Here is a 19,499-nt window from a genome sequence, read left to right on the forward strand (position 1 = left end):
ATAAAAAAATATTCTTTGTAAAATAAAAAATAGTATTACGTTTGTATTAAATTCTACTAATTCTATAGAGTATGTCAAATAATGAAAAAAATATGTTTAATTTATCTGAAAACCGAATGCACGCAAACATGCTAATGTTTTGTTGTTGCTGTTGTTGTTATTCTGTTTTAGATAAAATTACAAACACTATTCTTTCATTTATTAAATCTATATTATCATGGTATCTTCTTATAAAACCTTTACCCTTACTGAGCAATTAACTAATGAGCAAATTGCGTTTTTTAACGAACATGGTTTCATCCATTTCAAAAAATTTATAAATCCGGAAACTGTTTCATCAATCATTGATGCGTCAAAACAAGTGCAGCAAAATTGGATTGACAATGACCTTCAAAAAGTAAATGGTGTTCCCATTAAATATGGAAAAGATTTAGACGGTTCTCCTATTGTACAGCGTTTTGCTTTTATCAACCAGCATCATCAAACCTTAAGCGGTCTTTTACTTGATCCAAGATTTAATAGTTTATTACCATTGGCAGGCGATGGCGCAAGATTAGGTACGGAAGAAAAAGACGGAATGGTTTTCAATCATTATATCAATGGACCGGAAAGTAAGTTTACTAAAATGGGCTGGCATACAGATGGTTTGAGAGATATTTTTTATGGTGCAAAATTAAACCCGATGCTCAATGTGGGTATTCACTTAAGCACTTTAAAACCCGAAAACGGCGGTCTTAAAATAATTCCGGGTACGCACAAACAAAGTGTTTATCAAATGCTTTTTCGTAAAAAGTACTTTTTAGATAATAAACCTGATCCACAGGAAGTTTCCATCACTCCGGAAGCTGGAGATTTAACCATTCACGATGGCCGTTTGTGGCACAGAGTTGCAGAATCCTCTATCCGTGGCGAAGAGAGTAGAAGAAGAGTTATTTATATTCCAATTATAGCAGGAAAATACGCTCCGAAAGATGAGAACAGTCCAACGGTTTTCTATCAACGTTTTGCAGGAATTGTTAAATAATATGCTGATTGTCCTCGCATTTAGTTATCTGGTTAGATCAGGTAAGCTAAAAAGAACCACTGATTTTTTTAAAAATACGCAAAGAAAAATAAAATTTAAAATTATAAAAGTAGAACTGGCTATAGTATCAGGCTTACAAATATTGCGCTATTAATGGGAAAAGAAACACAGGTTGAAGATCATAATGCAATCGTACAAAGAACATTTTCAGACCGTAAACGAACTAATATTTTAAAAAGAGCAGAACAGTCAACGATTGTGTTTTTGCTTCCAAAGGTGCCTAAATTCATTTCGCCAAACGTACTTACTTTGATGGGTACACTTGGTTCGGGATTGGTTTTTTTAGCTTTTATTTTAGGCACTTATGTAGCTAATTGGTATTTACTTTTCGGTATTATCGGATTGATTATAAATTGGTTAGGCGATTCTTTAGACGGAAGATTGGCTTATTACAGAAATATTCCGCGCCTTTGGTATGGTTTTGCGCTCGATATTATTGCCGATTGGATTGGTATTGTACTTATAGGCTTTGGCTATTTCATTTATGCTAAAAATGGCACACAAATAGTAGCCTTTGCTTTTGTCGCATTGTATGGTTGGTCGATCATCATCAGTCAGTTACGCTACAAAATTACTAGTGAATACAGTATAGATTCCGGCTTTGTTGGTCCAACGGAACTTAGATTTATTATTGCTTTAATTTTAATTATAGAAGTTTTATTTCAGGGATCTATTGCATATTTGGCTGGCTTAATTACTATTATATTGCTTGTGATTAATGCTATAGATAGCTTAAAACTTTTGAAGTTAGGCGATTTAAAGGATAAAAACCAAGACTGATATGTTCCCGAAAAAATCTATTTTGACTTTTCTACAAGCTCAAGTTGCGGCATTTTTAGGTGGCATTACAGATTATGGCTTAATGATTTTATTAACAGAAGTTTTTAAAATGCATTTTACCTTTTCTATTCTAATCTCGGGAACAGTTGGCGCGATTATCAATTTCAGCATCAATAGATTTTGGGTATTTAAAAATCAATGTGGTTATAGCAGCCATATCAATAGTCAGCTTTTTAGATTTGCGTTGGTTGTATTGGGAAGCATTTCCTTAAAATCATTTGGTACGCTTATTTTGCAAAAAGTATTTCAAATCGATTATAGAATCGGAAGATTAATCACGGATAGTTTTGTTTCTTATGGATTTAATTATCCACTGATTAAATATTGGGTTTTTAGGGCAAACAAAAAACAGATTAATCCAGAAAGTAATTAGAAAAATTCGTTTTTATCAACGTTTTCGCTTAGCGAATCAGTAAAATCAGGGTCTAATTTTGACGCGGATAAAACAGATTTACTTCGTAAAAACGCGGATAAAAACGGATTTGATCTGCAATAATTTATTTTTTAAAAGCTTAACTTAATGACATTGCTAGATCCCGTCCCGAAGTTTCGGGATCGGGACGGGATAGATTTTATGTGTAAAAAAAGAAAACAAAAAGAAACTTAGTTTACATAGCCAGTCCCGAAGCTTCGGGATTTGTTTTAGCAAGTGAAACGCCTTTTTTAAGCGTCCTAAAACTATCCCGAGGTCAATATCATTAAGTAAAGCTTTTTGAATTGCCTCCAGCTTCAGCTGGAGGCAATTCAAAAAAACTTAGCGACAAAAATTATAGTTTGAAAGCTTAACTTAATGACATTGATCCCGAGGCTTCGGGACTATGTGTTAAAATAATTGACCCAACGGGTTATATAAAAATTTCATTATGAATAAATTACTATTTAAAAATTTTACAAAATCACTAATCGTTATAACGATCTTAGTAAATATAATTTCCGCAAACCTATTGGCACAATCTAAAAATCCGTCGCCGTTAAATTTCCCAACGCCTAAAAATATAGAAAATATGCTATTTTACATTCAGCGGGACCCAAATGTAAACACCGCTATTTATGCTATAAACTATCAGGAAAATGGAAAAATAGACAAAAGCAATCCTATAAAAGCCTATTGGATTCGATATGCTGAGAAAGGAGAAAAAAAAGATTTTAATTATTTGCAACGCAAATTTGCATACGGAATAGAAAGTAAAACTTTAAATAATGAGGAATTTGAGCTTCAATTTGTATCGTATAAAAAGTTACCATTAACCTTGAAAAAGATAGATTCAGATCAAAAATATCATGTTTTTGTAAGTGTAAATCAGAAAAGAATACAAGTAGAAAAAATATTTGTGCGCATTGAAGGAGGTTCTTTTTGGTTACCAAATGTAAAGTATGCCGAAGTTACCGGAATTGAAACTTCCTCGAATAGAACAATTACGGAAAGAATGTTGTTGAAATAAGATAGCTATGTGCTAGTTAATAAGAATATGAAAAAAGGCGTTCGCACTCTCCGAAGTGTTTCATGAAAAACTGCGCAATCCCGAAAGCCTTCGGGACTGACTTTGCGCAATTTTTTTGTTAGAAATTATAAACCTGAAAGAAGTGTCCCGACTTTTTACGGTTAGTTCTTATTATTGTCTTGGATTTTTTTACAATCAGTAAAAATATTCTAAGAAAATTAGTTTTAAGTCAGATACTTTATGAAGTCTCAGTTTTTCAATTATATTTGTTTAAAATGGCGCAAAGTCAGTTTCGAAGGCTTTCGGGATTGCGCATCGTAAAGAAGAATACTTCGCAGAGAGGAGTTTCTCTTATTAGTTTGGACAGGACTGGAATTTTTGACAAAGGAAAATAATTAAATTAAACAAGTTAATATAGATTCGAACCTACATATGTTAACTCTTAAAAATATATGCCTTTTTAATTTATGATTTAAATGTATCACGATTTTGCCACAATCATTTTAGTCTTAGCTTAGTTTTAAAATTTATTTTTTTAATTTTGGTAATAATTGCCTGAATGATTATACCTTATATGGAGCCAGAATTTCAAAATCAGCATAAGCTTTCCCAGATTTACTTAAAACAGTTTGGATATATTGGAGAAGACAATGAACACTATGTTTCCGTGTACAGAGTTGGAGAAAAAAAGACAATGAATATTAAAGTAAAATCCTTTACAGCTGAAGTAAATATTTTTGATCTTCCACTCCCGGATATGAAAGATAAAAGGTTGTTTGAGAATTTAAGTTCTCAATTAGAATCGCGTTATCCAAAGGTGATAACAAATCTTAAAAATCAAAAAAAACTAATTCCTTTAGATAAAGATATCCTTAATAATTTCACCGCTAATATTTTATGCCGTACTGACCGATTTAGGGATTTTATATCATGGTGTCTTAAAGACAGCGAAGCTGCAGTTACCTTAGTTAGTGAAATTACTTTATTTTCTGAGGGTCAGGAAGATAAAGATGAGCTTGAGTTTATAATAAAACACATCCCGTCTGATTTACAGCTAAACCTTGTAATGCCTTACATCATGACTCATTTAGTGCAGGTTTTTAGAAGATTCAAAAAAGTTGTTTTAAAACACTATGCAAATGTCGGGTGGCTGACTTCTGATAATCCAGTTCATATTGAAAGGTTTGGACAGCATAGCTATTTGATTCCTGTTGAAGCAGAAATCTATTTTCCTTTGTCCAAAGATTTTTGTCTTTTTATGTTTCATCCCGATTCGCAGTCATCTGATAATCTATTAAGAAAAATGAAATTAGATAAAGTCAATCTTGTAAATTTTGGAACATGTGATGACATCAACAAAAGAATGTTTGTAGATAATCAAGCTTATTTAAATTTTGATTATCTAATCTTTAACACGCAGACCGACGAGACTACATTTCGAGAATAATGTTTTTATTAATAGTTATATGGAGTTAATTTTCAATCATAATTTTTATAGAATTGTAGTCATCGACTAACTGATTATATTCTACATCATTTATTATTAAAGCTGCCCCGCTTTCCGAAGTGTTCTCATGAAAAGTTACGCAATCCCGAAAGCCTTCGGGACTGACTTTGTGTAATTTTTTTGTTCCTTACAAATTATAAACTTGATAGAAGTCTCCCGACTTTTTACTGTTAGTTCTTATTATTGTCTGGGATTTTTTTACATTCAGGGAAAATATTCTAAGAAAATTAGTTTTAAGTCAGCCACTTTATGAAGTCTTAGTTTTTCAATTATATTTGTTTAAAATGGCGCAAAGTCAGTTCCGAAGGCTTTCGGGATTGCGCAGCGTAAAGAAGAATACTTCGCAGAGCTGGTTTTGTATTTGAGATGATTTGGTAAATCCGAAGAATGGTTTTAATTTAGTCCCAAACCCGCTGTAGTAACATAACGTTAGCGGTAATATCTGCCAACAAAGGTCAATTCCATAACTTAATATAACAAATGATTAAATTAAAAATTATTACTCGCTTATTTATATACTTTACTTCAGTTTTGCTTTTATCAGCTTATATTGTTGGAATAACGGATAATCAAATAATTATAAAAGAAAAAAAACAAAGCACCTCAATTGTTTCAGGAATATATGAGTTTCAGACGAGTTGGCTTCAATCAACTGCTAATTTTAAATCCGATGGAACTTTTGAAATGAGTTACACATTAAGTGACAAACATGAAACTTCTGGAACTTGGACTATTAAGAAAGACATATTGATTCTAAAAAACGATGATAATTTCCCTGCCAATAAAAAATGGCTGATTAAGGATGAAAAACTTTATCCAATATTAAAATCATCAAAAGAATATGATATGGATTATTGCTACATTTTACAAAAACAACCTACCGAAAAAGTAAATTATTCCTCATTGAAGAATTGTAAATTGAAATATTCTGATATTGATGATAATTCAACTTACATAATTATTAAAGACAATATACATACTGAGTTTCCAAATGGTGGTAAAAACTATATTAAATCAAAACTGGAATGGATAAATGATTTTGAGTACAATGCAACAGTAATCGAATTAACAGCTAGCGATTTATCTTTTAAAGTTGGTGATAAGATAAATGTGAAATTTGATAAAATTGATAATGAAACTCTTTATTACACAGCGAGTTTTGATGGTAATATAGTAACAGGGAAATTCAAAATCATTAATTGATACTACCGCTAGCAAGGCGTTTGGCAAGATCGCGAATAAAATACCCCCGCTCTCCAAAGAGTTCCTATGAAAAGCTGTGTGAATGTCTCCAGACTTCGAACCCATAAATAATGTTCTAAAACAAAAAAGAGACTCGAAAGTCTCTTTATAGAATTAATATATCTTTATAAATAATTATTTATTGATTAATTTTTCAAACCTTGCCATCATTTCATCTTTCTCTTTTAACATACGCTCGTATAACGCAATTTTTTCATCATATAATTGAACAATTTTGTCAACAGGATTGAAAGAGGGTTGGTAGCTAAATCCAGAGGCAACAGCGTTATCCTTAAAATCTTGGAATGAATAAGTATTTGCAATTACATTCACCGCCTGTTCTTCATCAAAGTTCTGAAAAGCTTCAACAGGAATTTTTAATGCATCTGAGATTTGTTTCAGCAAATTATCTTCAATTATATCTTTTTGCTCCAGCACAGAAATTTTCTTCTGATTCCAGTCATTTCCCAAATCAAAAGCCAATGCTTCTTGTTTGATGCCAAGCATTTCTCTGAAGCGTTTTACGTTTCTTCCCTGATGTATTTTCTGTTCCATAATGAATATCAATTTTCTAAAGGCTTAAAGATAAAGCCATTTTTTGAATTAAAAGCCTGCGTTTCAAAAATAAAAAAAAATCCCATTTCGTAAGAAATGGGATTTTTTTGTGACCTCGACTGGATTCAAACCAGTAACCTCTTGAGCCGTAATCAAGTGCGCTATTCAGTTGCGCCACGAGGCCTTTTGTTTTCAATTAAGCTAATTTTTCGTAGCTTTGTTGAGCGCTTATTGCGGGTGCAAAGATAGAAACAAATGTGAGATATACAAGCATAAAATAACATAAAAATCAAAAAAAATTATGATTGAGAATTATATACGTGATATTCAGGGTTTTCCTAAAGAAGGAATTTTGTTTAAAGATATTACTCCGCTATTAAATGACCCAATTGCTAGGAAAGAATGCCTTTCAATTTTAATTGAATCTCTGAAGGGACAAAAAATAGATAAGGTAATTGGAGCCGAAAGTCGTGGCTTTTTCTTCGGAATGCTTTTGGCAGATCGATTAAACGCAGGTTTTGTTCCGGTACGAAAACCCGGAAAGCTTCCTTTTGATATTATTTCGGCGTCTTATGAATTGGAATATGGAACTGATTCGCTTGAAATACATACAGATGCCATCAAAAAAGGGGACAAGGTTTTAATTCACGACGATGTTTTGGCAACAGGCGGAACAGCAAAAGCCCTTGGTGATTTGGTAACCGAACTTGGCGGCGAAATCGTTCAGTTTAATTTTTTAATGGAATTGTCTTTCCTTAACGGAAGAGAAAAAATAAAAGACTATCCTATATTTGCTGCCATAAACTATTAATCAAACCAAATTTAACCCAAACCTACGCATGAAGCAGTTTTATTGTTTAGCATTCCTTGTTTTGTTGTTTTCCTGTAAAGAAAATAAAGAAGCCACAACTGAAAATCTCAATACCACTCAAAAAGATACTATAAATATAAAAGAAACGAAAGTTGTTTCTAATAACACCCAAACAAGTGTTTTAAGACCAAATGAAAAACTAAAAATTCAACAAGTATATTCTGATTTGGTCGAATTTGTAAATTTTGATGGTAATGGCGATTATGCATTGTTTACTGTTCAAAAAAACAAAGAGTTAATTTCGTTGTATACGAATCTTGAAAATGCGAAAACTTTTAAAAGAGGCGATTTATTGGACGTTAAGTGGAAGATGGATACTATTTATATTGCTGGCGAAGGAGAAAAACAAGATTTTGGAGAGTGGCTGGTTGATGCCAAAAAAGTAAAAGACGGAAATGTTACCTTGTTTCTTAAAAAGTACAAGAAACCAATAAAATATTATTCTGAAAAAGAAGATTATACAGCTGATTATAAAGATTTCTTGTATACACAAGTCGAATATTATTTGGCAAATTCTAAAAACGAACTCGTCAAAGCGGCTTTAAAAAGTCCGGATGCTGATTTAAGTTATTCTATTGAAGAAAAAGATAGGGAAGGGCGCTCTTATATCGTTTTAGGAATTTCGAATGATTTTGAGCATCATACTAATATCCTACAATGGTTGTATCTCGATAATGAAAACAATACATTATACGAATATGATTTACCAAACGATAAATTAATCAAATTTGATTAAAGGAGTTTTATAAATTGTCTTAGTTTGCTTAAACTAAGACAATTTTGTTTTTAATAGCATAGAGAACCAAACCTATTCGGGTTTTTATTTCCAGTTTATCAAATAGACATTCTCTGTATCCGTCGATTGTTTTAGGACTCAGACACATTTCTGAGGCGATTTCTTTGTATGTTTTTTCGGTACAGGCATGTTTTATGAAAATGATTTCTTTGTCTTTTAAATTGACTTTTGTAGCGTCGCTATTGGCTTTTTTGACCAGCATTCCGGAAACTAATTCGGTAAAGAAAAAACCTTTTTCGATTACCGATACAATGCCATTTCTAAATATTTCCGGCGATGTATCTTTTAGCAAATAACCTTTTGCGCCGTTGGTTAGCATTTTTATAATAATTTCTTCGTCGTCGTTTACAGACAGCGCGATAACCTTAAGATTTGGCCTGTTTTCTTTAATCCATTTCATGGTACTCACGCCATCGAGAACCGGCATATTTACATCTAACAGAATCAGATCAACTTCTGAATCGATATTTTCCTGTAAGTAGGAAATGAATACTTTTCCGTTTTCAAAGCGATTGATGACTTCAAAATCTTTAAAACTATTGATCAAAAGCTCCAGTGATTGCGAAAAAAGCATATGATCATCTACAATAATAATTTTGTTTTTAGGTTTCATCGGGTTTAGTTAAAGGATATTCTATAGTTACAGTGGTTCCTGCTGTGTCTGATTTCATAATTAATGTTGCTCCAATTAATTTTGCTCTTAGTTTCATGTTGTTTAATCCAATTCCGGAATTTGTATGGAGCGGATCGTAACCAATACCAAAATCGTTAAATTCTAAAGAAAACAAAGTTTCTGTTGTCGTAATATTTACTTCAAATAAATCACTGTGCGAATGTTTCAGACTGTTATGCAATGCTTCCTGAAAAATTCTGTAAATAAATAAATCGTGTTCTTGGGTAATCTCCGGTATTTGTCCCGAAAGTGTGTATTTGTATTGAATTTTTTTAAGCTTTTTTATGCGCTCTAAATCCTGTTTTATGGCTTCGATAAAATTGTTTTGAAGTAAATTATCTTTATTGATAATCCGCGATAAAATCCTGATTTCATCTAATGATTTTGCCAGGACTTCTTTAAGGTCATTTAACTCATTTTGTTGTACAGCTTTTCCGCTATTGATATACATATTGAGTTGCATAATCCCCACAGATACTATTTGGCCAATATTGTCATGCAGTTCTTTACTAATTTCAGATAGCGTCTGATCCTTAATTTCCAGTCTGGTTTTTATTAATTCAGATTGAAAATAAAGCTCTGATTCCATCTTTTCTACCAGATAATTATTCTTTTTCTTTAGAAAATAAAAGAATATAACAAGCAAAGTTATCAGTAAAGTTAAGAAAACAATACCTAACGAAATGACTAATAGTTGTATTTCTTTTCGCTCCATATAAATCCGATAATAAAACAACAATGCGACAGCAAATTTAAAATAAACAATACTAAGCTAAATATTGATTCATCATGCAGAATTAAAAACCAGTTAATTGCGAGCATAAACGGAAGAAACGGTACATGAAACACCAATATCCCGAGGATGTACCAAAAAAAAACTGATTTTTTAAACTTGAGTACTTTCTCCGAGTTAAAAATTTCTACCAAATATAGGCAAGATAATATCATAACTAAAAGAACACCAATCGCAAAGCTATAAATAAAAGCTTTATTATTGTTGTCCTTGAAATATAAAAAATTGAGAAAGAAAGAAAATATAAACAATATCAGGAATAGAGTTGCCGCTTTTTTATAGTTGTAATTCAGTAAAAGACTTCGAAGGAGTAGGATGTACGCCGAAAAACTAACGAACATATAAAAATTGTAGACATAATAGTTTAATAAACCTGTCCATGATGTAAAGTAATAGCCCACTAATTCTGTAAGTACTGCAAACCATATTAAAACGACCATAGATTTAGCCTTTTTACCAGGAAGTTTGTTCAGTGATAACAATCCAACAATTCCTGATAATAAGGCTAAATAAATGATATAACATCTTAAAAATTCAAACATAATTTTTTTAATATATTAAGCTAGGTGGTCTTCCAATGTTTCCGTAATTCATAGGAGAAAGGCTTTCTACATCGCTTGAGGTTTCTATATCTACCAAAGCAAAAGCCTGAACTTTTGCCGTTGTGTTTTTTTGTACTTTTTTGCCCGTTGGAACAAGGAATAAAGTCGTCAATCCGGCTTTTTCTCCATGTTTTTCATCCTCAGGATATTCTCCAAAATAAAAACGAATACCATCGATTGTATAACCGTCTTTTGTGCCTTCCGTTTTTATATAATGGATATAATTTTCTAATTCTTCTAAAGAGTACCAAATTGCATTTGCATCTTCTTTTTCTTCTTGGTTTGATTTTGCAGTCAAACTAGCTTTTTTACTATTGTAATTCGAATTTAAAATTCGGGCAAATTCTTTAGTAATTAGCTGACTTGGTTTTGCTGGTGGATTTTTCATGATTGTTAATTTAATTGGTTAATGGTTTAGTTAAAATTATTTTTCAAAATTATTTTAATCGTGGCATAACGACAAGGGTATTTTCCCCCTTTTTTTATAAAGTAAATTTATCTAAAAAAAAGTAGGCAAAATAGTGTTATATAATAATTTATTTGAATAGCTTGAGATTTAAAAGCTGAAATTGAATGAAATAGATAAACTAACACATTCCAATTAACCTGAAACCTGAAACCTGAAACAAAAAAGAAAAACCCGACAAGTTTTAGACCTGTCGGGTTTGAATTTATAAGAAGCGATGTTTTTTATCTCAAAACAGCTCCAATTTCAGTCTCAAAAGTTTGTTGCAGTTTCGACATGATTTTATCAATTTGAGAATCGGTAAGCGTTTTAGTATTGTCCTGAATTGTAAAACTCAAAGCATACGATTTTTTACCTTCCGGAAGTTTGTCACCTTCGTAAACATCAAATAAATTAACGTCTTTTAGAAGTGTTTTCTCCGTTTGTTTTGCCAAATTATAAATACGCTCATAAGTTGTACTATTATCGATTAGCAAGGCTAAATCTCTACGAACTTCAGGGTATTTAGGAATCTCTGTGTATTTAATTTTTCCGGTAATGATTTTCAGAACCAGATCCCAGTTGAAATCAGCAAAATAAACATCTTGTTTGATTCCGAAATGTTTCAGGATTGATTTCTTAACCAGTCCAATTTCAACCAATGTATCATTGTTGTAGCAAATCGCTGTACCTTCTGAGAAAATATCAGTTTGTACGGGAGCATTTGTAATTTTCTCAATTCCCAAACGAGCAAGAATTGCTTTTACATATCCTTTCAATAAAAAGAAATCAGTTGGTTTTTGACCGTTTGTCCAGCTTTCTTTGTTTCTGTTACCAGAAATTAATAAAGTAAGGTGTTTGTGCTCTTCATATCCGTTAAGATATTTATGGTATGATTTTCCAAATTCAAACAATTTCAAATCAGAATTTCTTCTGTTGATATTATACGAAATAGCTTCTAAACCCGAAAACAATAATGATTGGCGCATTGTTGCCAAATCACTGCTTAAAGGATTCAACATCGTAACATTGTGTTCTTCTTTTAATACAGTCGATAATTTCGCATAAGCGGCAGTTGTCAAAGAGTTTGCCATCATTTCATGAAATCCCTGAGAATTCAATTGTCCGGCAATTACATTTTGAACTTTATAATCTTCTGTTCTTGGAGAATTTGCAACTGTAGCATTGAATTTTTTAGAGAATTCGATGTTGTTATAACCGTAAACTCTTAAAATTTCTTCGATCACATCAATTTCACGCTGAACATCAACACGGTAAGCCGGAATCGTCAATCCTAAACCAGAATCAGAAACACTATTTACTTTAATATCTAATGAAACTAATATTTTCTTGATCGTGTCTTTTGGAATTTCCTGTCCGATAATTTTCGAAACATGGCTGAAATTCAATAAAACAGAAAAATCTTCTACTTTTTTAGGATAAACCTCTACAACATCAGATGTTAATTTTCCGCCCGCAACTTCCTGAATTAAAAGCGCAGCACGTTTTAAGGCATATTCAGTAATAGTTGGATCAATTCCTCTTTCATATCTAAAAGAAGCATCAGTGTTCAATTGATGTCTTTTGGCAGTTTTACGAATGCTAACAGCGTCAAAATAAGCACTTTCTAAGAATATAGAAGTTGTTCCTTCCGTAACACCGGATTTTTTTCCACCAAAAACACCTGCAATAGCAAGCGGTCCTTTTTCGTCACAAATCATTAAATCCTCTTTGTGCAATGTTCTTTCAACATCGTCTAAAGTGATGAATTTTGTGCCTTCCGGAAGTGTTTTTACGATAATTTTTCCGTTTATTTTTGCAGCATCAAAAGCGTGCAAAGGTTGTCCTAATTCGTGTAAAACATAATTAGTAACGTCAACAACATTATTTCTTGGAGTTAATCCAATAGCTTTCAAACGATCTTGTAACCAGCTTGGAGATTCATGTACAGAAATTCCGGAAATGGTAACACCACAATATCTAGGCGCCAATAAAGGCTCTTCAACATTCACATCAATTTTTAAAGTACGCATTTCTACTCTAAAATTACTTACAGATGGTGTAATCAATTCGATATTTACACCGCGTTGCAGCATTCCGGCTCTTAAATCACGAGCTGTACCAAAATGGCTCATTGCATCTGCACGGTTTGGAGTTAATCCAATTTCGAAAACTTCATCATTAGCAATTTGAAATACTTCAGAAGCAGCCGTTCCCGGTACCAAAGCATCATCCAGAACCATGATTCCGTCGTGGCTTGTACCAAGACCTAATTCATCTTCGGCACAAATCATTCCATGACTTTCCATTCCGCGAATTTTTCCTTTTTTAATGGTAAATTCACCACCGTCTTTATCATATAAAATGGTTCCAATAGTGGCAACAGGCACTTTTTGTCCTGCAGCAACATTTGCAGCGCCGCAAACAATTTGTATAGGAGCTTCTAAACCAATATTTACTGTTGTAACATTTAATCTGTCAGCATCAGGGTGTTTTTCGCAAGTAAGTACGTGTCCTACAACAACTCCTTCTAAACCGCCTTTAACCGATTGGTATTTTTCGACAACTTCTACTTCAAGACCTAAATCTGTAAGTAATTCTGAAGTTTGCTCCGATGTCCAGTCTGTTTTAATGAATTGTTTTAACCAGTTGTAAGATATTTTCATGTGTAACTTTATTATTCTTGTATGAGGATACAAATATAAGGATTGCGTGTTGTAGTAAGAAAGAATTTATTTGGTTTTTTCAAGCTGTTTTTAATTTGGATAAAAATTCCTGATATTGAGTATTTTGCATTTTTACCACTACTATTTTATTAATTAAGTATTAAAAGTTGGTTATAAAAACGAATTTGTAATTTTTGTGCTATTGGATGACTGAAAAGTGCTATTCTGTGTCGAATTATGAAGGTAAATTTGAAATGAATCAAAAAAAAATATCTTATGAGCACAACCGCACAAAGACCTGAATTTAAGGCAAAATATGATAATTACATCAACGGAAAATTTACTGCGCCTGTAAAAGGGGAGTATTTTGATGTTATTTCTCCAATTGATGGAAAAGTATTTACAAAAGCCGCACATTCAGGCAAAGAAGATTTAGAATTGGCTGTTGATGCAGCCTACGAAGCATTTAAAAGCTGGGGAAAAACCTCTGTAACCGAAAGAAGTATTTTATTAAATAAGATTGCACAAAAAATAGAAGATAATCTCGAATATATTGCGACCGTAGAAACGATTGATAACGGAAAACCAATCAGAGAAACGCTTGCCGCTGATATTCCCTTGGCGATTGATCATTTTAGATATTTTGCCGGAGTAATTCGCGCCGAGGAAAGTTCGATTGCAGAATTGGATTCTCAAACGGTTTCAATTGCTTTTAGCGAACCATTAGGTGTCGTTGCGCAAATTATTCCGTGGAATTTCCCCATTTTAATGGCGGTTTGGAAAATTGCTCCGGCACTTGCAGCAGGAAATACAATTGTATTAAAACCGGCAGAAAGCACGCCAATTTCCATTTTAGTTTTAATGGAATTGATTGGAGATATTCTTCCTCCGGGAGTTTTAAATATTGTAAATGGTTTTGGTGCTGAGCTTGGACGTCCGTTAGTGACAAACAAAAAAGTTTCTAAAGCCGCATTTACGGGTTCTACCACCACAGGACGTTTGGTGATGCAATATGCTACCGAAAATATTATTCCGGTTACGCTTGAACTTGGCGGGAAATCACCAAATATTTTCTTCCCATCTGTTGCAGATCATGACGATGACTTTTTTGATAAAGCGATTGAAGGTGCTGTTCTTTTTGCCTTAAATCAGGGAGAAATATGTACTTGTCCGTCAAGATTATTAATTCACGAAGATATTTATGAAAAATTTATCGCTAAAGTAATCGAAAGAACCGAAGCTATTATTGCAGGAAATCCGTTGGATAAGTCAACTATGATTGGTGCACAGACATCGTTAGTTCAGAAAGAAAAAATCATGTCGTACATTAAACTTGGAAAAGAAGAAGGTGCAGAATTATTAACCGGAGGTGATGAAAATCATTTGGGAGGAGATCTTGAAGGCGGTTATTATATCAAGCCAACATTATTTAAAGGACATAACAAAATGAGAATTTTTCAGGAAGAAATTTTTGGACCGGTTCTCGCTGTTACAACTTTTAAAACCACTGAAGAAGCTATTGAAATCGCCAATGATACGATGTATGGTTTAGGAGCCGGAGTTTGGACGCGCGATGCGCATGAAATTTATCAGGTTCCAAGAGCGATTCAGTCCGGTCGTGTATGGATTAATCAATATCATTCTTATCCTGCAGGAGCGCCTTTTGGAGGTTATAAACAATCCGGAATTGGCCGCGAAAATCACAAAATGATGCTTGGACAATATCGCCAGACAAAAAATATGCTAATTTCTTATGATAAAAAGAAGTTAGGTTTCTTTTAATTGGTTAATTGTTGGTTCGAAAAGGTAAGTTTCTGACTTACCTTTTTTTTGTAAATTTAATTTAAAGGAAAATGTCATGATAAAGAGAATTGATGCCACCGATAAAGCCATTGAACTGATTAAAATATTAAAAGAAAAACACGGAGATTTAATGTTTTATCAAGCCGGAGGATGTTGCGAAGGAACACAACCGCAATGTTTTGAAAAAGGCGGTTATTACCAAAGAATGGGGGACGTTTGTATTGGTACTATTGAAGATACAGAATTCTGGGTCGATAAAGATTTATTCGAATATTGGAAACATGCCCATTTTACATTAACTGTAATTGATGCTTTTGGAGTAGGAGGTTTTTCATTGGAAACACCTTTAAAAAAAACATTCCAAATTGAATATCGAATTTTTACCGAAGAAGAGGAAAAGGATTTAGAACCGGTTAGTTTTATTAAGTAAGGTTCAAAGGGACAAAGGTTCTGAGGGACAAAGGTTCTGAGGGACAAAGGTTTTAATACGCAAAAATTGACCGTAGAGACGCACAGCAGTGCGTCTAACATATGATTATAGAAAATTGGCATGGATAATTGGAGCCGAGACGCACTGCTGTGCGCCTCTACGATAGACGTTGTAAATATAAATGTAAAGAAAAAAATCCTAAAAAAATCCTTTATCTCTGAACGTTTGCACCTTTGTTGTGGGTAGTTTTAATACGCAAAAATTGACCGTAGAGACGCACAGCAGTGCGTCTAACATATGATTATAGAAAATTTGGTATGGATAATTGAAACCGAGACGCACTGCTGTGCGTCTCTACGATAAACGTTGCGAAATAAACGTTGTGAAAAAAAAATGAAATAAATGTTATAAGATAAACGTTGCAAAATGACAGTTAGAAAAAACTTTGTCTCTTTGAACCTCAGAACCTCAGAACCTCAGAACCTTCCTCAATTAACATACAACAACTGATATTGTTTAGGAGTAATTCCTTCATGTTTTTTGAATAATCGTATAAAGTAATTCGCATCTTCAAAACCGGATAAATAACAAACTTCATTAATTTGAATTCCGGGATTTCTGAGGAGTTTTTTGGCGTGTTTTATTTTTTCGCTCAAAATATACTCAATCGGACTCATTCCTAATTCTCTTTTAAAGAAGCGGTAGAAAGAAGCAGAACTCATACAGGCTTTATCGCTCAAGCTTTTCAGGTTTATATTTTCCTTCAAATTAAGTTTGATAAATTCCGTAACCTCAAAAATTGGATTGTTTGCGTGAACGGTGACTCCGTCGTCAATAGATTTTATGGTTTGCGTTTGGATAATTCGGATTAGTAATTCCTGCAATGTCAAATCTGCCAAAGCGTCTTTGGTGATCGAAGTACTCATACATTCCTTGATAAGTTTGTTGATTGTTGTGGCGAGATCGACATTGTTATAGAAGAAATAATTCTGATGATTTAATTGCCAGAAAACATCATTTCCTTCTTTAGGATATCGTTCGTTCAGGAAATTTAAAGTATCGGTTATTTTTGCTTTATCAATTGCCAGAGCAAGACATTGCGTTGGATTTTCTCTGGATGCTTCCGGAAAATCAATTTTCATTTCGATATTCGAAGGAATAACAACCGTTTCTCCAGGCAAATAATCAAATCCGGGTTCATCAAAAAGATGCATTATTTTTTTACCTCTTAACATACTGGTAACCACAAAATCGTTAAATTTCAGCGGAACCAATGTAGAAGATTCGTAGGTTTCAAAAATATTTAATTCACAATGATTCAGCGTGTAAACGCTTCTGTTTTCTACAAGTGTCTTTAATGATTTTTCATTTGATAAATGAGGGGGATGAATTAAAACACGTTGATTATTCATTGTAATTAAATTTTAAGTGTAGACTTTAAATTTAATGAAAAATAATATAAGAACCTTATATTTAACGTTTTATTAAATCAGTTCTTCGACGTGTTTTTTAATGTTTTCGGCAATCTTTTTTGTTGGTAAATCATTCTCATCATTACCAAACGGATCTTCAATTTCTTCGGCAATAAGCTCTAAACTTGCCAGTACATAAAAAATAAAAACAACTACGGGAGCTACAAGATATCCTAAACTAACCGAATAACCAAATGGCAATGTCATGGTATAAAAGAAAATGAATTTTTTTATAAAAGCACTGTAAGAGTAGGGAATAGGAGTGTTTTTTATTCGCTCACAAGCACCGCAAATATCTGTAAAAGCTTGTAGTTCTTCGTTTAAAATAATAAGCTGATCTCCGCTTATTTTTTTTGCATCATACAAATCAGTGATTTTATGATACATAATTCTTTTTATCTGATTTGGCTTATGTTTATGATGGTCAATTTCCAGATCAACATCTTCAAAAAGCTGTTTGCCGGTATCATCATCATGAAGATGTTTGTGAAGAATTGAAGCATATGCAGGAATAAACTTTCTAAAGAATTTACGATCATTTTCGTCCTTTAAAATTGCCGAGAGTTTAATCGCCAGATTGCGGCTATTGTTTACAAGACCGCCCCATAATTTACGTCCTTCCCACCAACGATCATAAGCGGTATTGGTTCTAAAAACAAGCAATAACGAAATTACAAAACCTAACATTCCGTGCATTATTGGAATATTATGGATATAATCATTTTTACCAATCTTGAAATAAGAAACTTCAAGATATCCAATAAGAGCAGAATAAATTCCGATGGCAATCATTATCGGAAACAGTTTTCTAACGGTATCCGATTTATGAAAATGGAAGATAAAAGTAAACCAATCTTTGGTATTGTACGAGATCATTTATATTTGTTTTGAAACAAATTTAATTTAAAAATTAATATTTCCAGCTAATTCTTTCAAGGCAATTTCAGATAATTTTGCCTCGTATTGAGCGTTGCTGTAACGAACTTTTGCGTTGACGTAATTTAGCTGAGCCGTTCTGAAATCGAGCGTTGTGATCGTTCCAATTCTAAATTTATCTAAGGTAATGTCCAGATTTTGTTTTGCAATTGCTTGATTGTCTTCTTCTAAACCTATTAATTCCAGATTGGTTAAATACGTTTGAAATGCGGTACTTAATTGTGTATTCAAAATCATATTTTGCTGATCAATTGCAATTTGAGAATTCTCAATTTCCAGTTTTGCTACCTTTTCATTTCGGTGTTGGTTAAAACCGTCAAAAACGTTTAACGTTGCGTTAAAACCGTAATTAAAACCTTTGGATGAAGCTGAACTTGTAAAACCTAAACTCGATTGACTTTCGGTAAAATTATAGCCGGAAGTCAGGTTTACAACAGGATAACGATCTGCTTTTATTTGTTTAAGCTGCAATTCGGCAATTCGTTTATTGATGACTTGAGATTCCAGACCCGGGTTTTGTTTCTGTGCCAAATCTATTAAATCAGCCAAAACTAACTTATCATCAACCTTAACCAAATCTGTTACCGTAAAGTTTATTTTTGCATCACGCGCTAAATATTGATTCAATAAAATCTTTGCATTTGCATACGATTCCTTTTGTCTTAATAAGGCAACCTGATCAGAATTTAAGTCAACCTGAGCATTTAAAACCTCAAGTTTTGAAGCTTTACCAATGCTGAAACGATTTTGTGCCAATGTTAATCTTTGTTTAGAAATTACAATTGTAGTGTCTAAAGCTGATAATTGGTGTTGCTGCTGCACTAAGTCATAATAGGCAGAATTTACCTGACCAATTTTCATCAGAATAGTTCTTTTTAATTCAGAATCACCTAGTCTTTGCAGCTCTTTTAATTGGTCTAATCTGGCAAACATTTTCATACCGTCAAAAACGGTCCAGCCTAAACTTACACCATAATTTAAGTTATTATTTTTGGCGTTGTTTAAGGATGTCGAAGTTCCATCCTGACGTGTTTGTGAAGAGTTTGTAATCCCGTTATTGTCCGTGATTGAAGCAGTCGCAGTTGGCAGCATTCCGGCGTTTCCAACGGTTACATTTGTTTCGCTGATTTTTGAATTATTCTTGGCGATCTTAATTTCAAAATTATTCTCCAAAGCTATTTTCATAGCATCTTCAATAGTCAGGACTTCTTGTGCATTCGTTTTTATGATGCAAAACAAGAATAATAGTACCGTATTGAATAAAATTTTAGTATTCATATTAGTTTTCTTTTGCCATGAATTCACGAATTAATTTAAAAAAAAACGTGAATTCGTGGCTATA

Annotated in this window: 18 protein-coding genes and 1 tRNA gene; 10 read left to right on the forward strand and 9 right to left on the reverse strand. The window is 32.9% G+C overall.

Features of this window, described 5'->3' with window-relative positions; genetic code table 11:
* Positions 1 to 217 precede the first annotated feature (217 nt).
* The 6 genes from EAH81_RS01755 (at position 218) to EAH81_RS01780 (ending at position 6,076) form a co-directional block, all read left to right on the forward strand.
* Positions 218 to 1,024: a phytanoyl-CoA dioxygenase family protein gene (locus EAH81_RS01755; RefSeq protein ID WP_140503076.1), complete on the forward strand. Its 807-nt coding sequence runs from the start codon at positions 218 to 220 to the stop codon at positions 1,022 to 1,024.
* Between the two features lie 153 nt (positions 1,025 to 1,177).
* Positions 1,178 to 1,864: a CDP-alcohol phosphatidyltransferase family protein gene (locus tag EAH81_RS01760; protein WP_140503078.1), complete on the forward strand. Its 687-nt coding sequence runs from the start codon at positions 1,178 to 1,180 to the stop codon at positions 1,862 to 1,864.
* A 1-nt stretch (position 1,865) separates the two neighbouring features.
* Positions 1,866 to 2,297 carry a GtrA family protein gene (locus EAH81_RS01765; RefSeq protein WP_140503080.1) on the forward strand — a complete coding sequence of 144 codons (432 nt, stop codon included), beginning with the start codon at positions 1,866 to 1,868 and terminating at the stop codon, positions 2,295 to 2,297.
* Positions 2,298 to 2,787: 490 nt separating this feature from the next.
* Positions 2,788 to 3,366, forward strand: a complete 579-nt coding sequence (locus EAH81_RS01770; protein ID WP_140503082.1) for a DUF4833 domain-containing protein — start codon at positions 2,788 to 2,790, stop codon at positions 3,364 to 3,366.
* A 559-nt stretch (positions 3,367 to 3,925) separates the two neighbouring features.
* Positions 3,926 to 4,813, forward strand: a complete 888-nt coding sequence (locus tag EAH81_RS01775) for a DUF4238 domain-containing protein (RefSeq protein WP_140503084.1) — start codon at positions 3,926 to 3,928, stop codon at positions 4,811 to 4,813.
* A 540-nt stretch (positions 4,814 to 5,353) separates the two neighbouring features.
* Entirely contained in the window at positions 5,354 to 6,076 is a 723-nt protein-coding gene (locus EAH81_RS01780) for a hypothetical protein (protein WP_140503086.1), read from the forward strand.
* 174 nt (positions 6,077 to 6,250) lie between these two features.
* On the opposite strand, the gene EAH81_RS01785 is transcribed toward EAH81_RS01780, so the two are convergent.
* Both EAH81_RS01785 and EAH81_RS01790 read right to left on the reverse strand, forming a co-directional pair.
* A complete protein-coding gene (locus EAH81_RS01785) occupies positions 6,251 to 6,670 on the reverse strand; it encodes a helix-turn-helix domain-containing protein (protein WP_140503088.1) in 420 nt (139 codons plus the stop codon).
* 110 nt (positions 6,671 to 6,780) lie between these two features.
* Positions 6,781 to 6,854, reverse strand: a tRNA-Arg gene (locus EAH81_RS01790).
* A 114-nt stretch (positions 6,855 to 6,968) separates the two neighbouring features.
* Here EAH81_RS01790 and EAH81_RS01795 point away from each other — a divergent pair.
* On the forward strand, positions 6,969 to 7,481 hold the full coding sequence (locus EAH81_RS01795) for an adenine phosphoribosyltransferase (RefSeq protein WP_140503090.1): 513 nt from the start codon (positions 6,969 to 6,971) through the stop codon (positions 7,479 to 7,481).
* 28 nt (positions 7,482 to 7,509) lie between these two features.
* Positions 7,510 to 8,277 (forward strand): hypothetical protein, encoded by a 768-nt coding sequence (locus EAH81_RS01800; protein ID WP_140503092.1) that lies wholly within the window; start codon positions 7,510 to 7,512, stop codon positions 8,275 to 8,277.
* Positions 8,278 to 8,305: 28 nt separating this feature from the next.
* Here the strand turns inward: EAH81_RS01800 and EAH81_RS01805 are convergent, their stop codons facing one another.
* The 4 genes from EAH81_RS01805 to pheT form a co-directional block, all read right to left on the reverse strand.
* Positions 8,306 to 8,950, reverse strand: a complete 645-nt coding sequence (locus EAH81_RS01805) for a response regulator transcription factor (protein WP_140503094.1) — start codon at positions 8,948 to 8,950, stop codon at positions 8,306 to 8,308.
* Positions 8,940 to 9,599 carry a sensor histidine kinase gene (locus EAH81_RS01810; RefSeq protein ID WP_241676493.1) on the reverse strand — a complete coding sequence of 220 codons (660 nt, stop codon included), beginning with the start codon at positions 9,597 to 9,599 and terminating at the stop codon, positions 8,940 to 8,942. Before EAH81_RS01810 ends, EAH81_RS01805 begins: the two co-directional genes overlap by 11 nt.
* A gap of 753 nt (positions 9,600 to 10,352) precedes the next feature.
* Entirely contained in the window at positions 10,353 to 10,793 is a 441-nt protein-coding gene (locus tag EAH81_RS01820) for a hypothetical protein (protein ID WP_140503101.1), read from the reverse strand.
* A 302-nt stretch (positions 10,794 to 11,095) separates the two neighbouring features.
* Positions 11,096 to 13,516, reverse strand: a complete 2,421-nt coding sequence (gene pheT / locus EAH81_RS01825) for a phenylalanine--tRNA ligase subunit beta (RefSeq protein ID WP_140503103.1) — start codon at positions 13,514 to 13,516, stop codon at positions 11,096 to 11,098.
* Positions 13,517 to 13,792: 276 nt separating this feature from the next.
* Here pheT and EAH81_RS01830 point away from each other — a divergent pair, with 276 nt between their 5' ends.
* Positions 13,793 to 15,298, forward strand: a complete 1,506-nt coding sequence (locus EAH81_RS01830) for an aldehyde dehydrogenase family protein (RefSeq protein ID WP_140503106.1) — start codon at positions 13,793 to 13,795, stop codon at positions 15,296 to 15,298.
* Positions 15,299 to 15,374: 76 nt separating this feature from the next.
* Positions 15,375 to 15,749: a DUF779 domain-containing protein gene (locus EAH81_RS01835; protein WP_140503108.1), complete on the forward strand. Its 375-nt coding sequence runs from the start codon at positions 15,375 to 15,377 to the stop codon at positions 15,747 to 15,749.
* 488 nt (positions 15,750 to 16,237) lie between these two features.
* Here the strand turns inward: EAH81_RS01835 and EAH81_RS01840 are convergent, their stop codons facing one another.
* The 3 genes from EAH81_RS01840 to EAH81_RS01850 form a co-directional block, all read right to left on the reverse strand.
* Positions 16,238 to 17,161: an AraC family transcriptional regulator N-terminal domain-containing protein gene (locus EAH81_RS01840; protein WP_140503110.1), complete on the reverse strand. Its 924-nt coding sequence runs from the start codon at positions 17,159 to 17,161 to the stop codon at positions 16,238 to 16,240.
* Positions 17,162 to 17,233: 72 nt separating this feature from the next.
* Entirely contained in the window at positions 17,234 to 18,097 is an 864-nt protein-coding gene (locus tag EAH81_RS01845; protein ID WP_140503112.1) for a bestrophin family protein, read from the reverse strand.
* Positions 18,098 to 18,124: 27 nt separating this feature from the next.
* The gene (locus tag EAH81_RS01850; RefSeq protein WP_140503114.1) at positions 18,125 to 19,435 is read right to left on the reverse strand and encodes a TolC family protein; all 1,311 of its coding nucleotides are present in this window, start codon (positions 19,433 to 19,435) and stop codon (positions 18,125 to 18,127) included.
* Positions 19,436 to 19,499: the final 64 nt, after the last annotated feature.

This window comes from Flavobacterium pectinovorum (genome assembly GCF_006438875.1).
Lineage (GTDB): Bacteria > Bacteroidota > Bacteroidia > Flavobacteriales > Flavobacteriaceae > Flavobacterium > Flavobacterium pectinovorum_A.

What these genes read in the sequence shown, in the direction of transcription:
- EAH81_RS01775 (WP_140503084.1), top strand. Translation starts at nt 3,926, where the DNA reads ATGATTATACCTTATATGGAGCCAGAATTTCAAAATCAGCATAAGCTT.
- EAH81_RS01840 (WP_140503110.1), bottom strand. Translation starts at nt 17,161, where the DNA reads ATGAATAATCAACGTGTTTTAATTCATCCCCCTCATTTATCAAATGAA.
- EAH81_RS01845 (WP_140503112.1), bottom strand. Translation starts at nt 18,097, where the DNA reads ATGATCTCGTACAATACCAAAGATTGGTTTACTTTTATCTTCCATTTT.
- EAH81_RS01760 (WP_140503078.1), top strand. Translation starts at nt 1,178, where the DNA reads ATGGGAAAAGAAACACAGGTTGAAGATCATAATGCAATCGTACAAAGA.
- EAH81_RS01830 (WP_140503106.1), top strand. Translation starts at nt 13,793, where the DNA reads ATGAGCACAACCGCACAAAGACCTGAATTTAAGGCAAAATATGATAAT.
- EAH81_RS01755 (WP_140503076.1), top strand. Translation starts at nt 218, where the DNA reads ATGGTATCTTCTTATAAAACCTTTACCCTTACTGAGCAATTAACTAAT.
- EAH81_RS01800 (WP_140503092.1), top strand. Translation starts at nt 7,510, where the DNA reads ATGAAGCAGTTTTATTGTTTAGCATTCCTTGTTTTGTTGTTTTCCTGT.
- pheT (WP_140503103.1), bottom strand. Translation starts at nt 13,516, where the DNA reads ATGAAAATATCTTACAACTGGTTAAAACAATTCATTAAAACAGACTGG.
- EAH81_RS01820 (WP_140503101.1), bottom strand. Translation starts at nt 10,793, where the DNA reads ATGAAAAATCCACCAGCAAAACCAAGTCAGCTAATTACTAAAGAATTT.
- EAH81_RS01850 (WP_140503114.1), bottom strand. Translation starts at nt 19,435, where the DNA reads ATGAATACTAAAATTTTATTCAATACGGTACTATTATTCTTGTTTTGC.
- EAH81_RS01785 (WP_140503088.1), bottom strand. Translation starts at nt 6,670, where the DNA reads ATGGAACAGAAAATACATCAGGGAAGAAACGTAAAACGCTTCAGAGAA.
- EAH81_RS01765 (WP_140503080.1), top strand. Translation starts at nt 1,866, where the DNA reads ATGTTCCCGAAAAAATCTATTTTGACTTTTCTACAAGCTCAAGTTGCG.
- EAH81_RS01770 (WP_140503082.1), top strand. Translation starts at nt 2,788, where the DNA reads ATGAATAAATTACTATTTAAAAATTTTACAAAATCACTAATCGTTATA.
- EAH81_RS01805 (WP_140503094.1), bottom strand. Translation starts at nt 8,950, where the DNA reads ATGAAACCTAAAAACAAAATTATTATTGTAGATGATCATATGCTTTTT.
- EAH81_RS01835 (WP_140503108.1), top strand. Translation starts at nt 15,375, where the DNA reads ATGATAAAGAGAATTGATGCCACCGATAAAGCCATTGAACTGATTAAA.
- EAH81_RS01780 (WP_140503086.1), top strand. Translation starts at nt 5,354, where the DNA reads ATGATTAAATTAAAAATTATTACTCGCTTATTTATATACTTTACTTCA.
- EAH81_RS01810 (WP_241676493.1), bottom strand. Translation starts at nt 9,599, where the DNA reads ATGGAATCAGAGCTTTATTTTCAATCTGAATTAATAAAAACCAGACTG.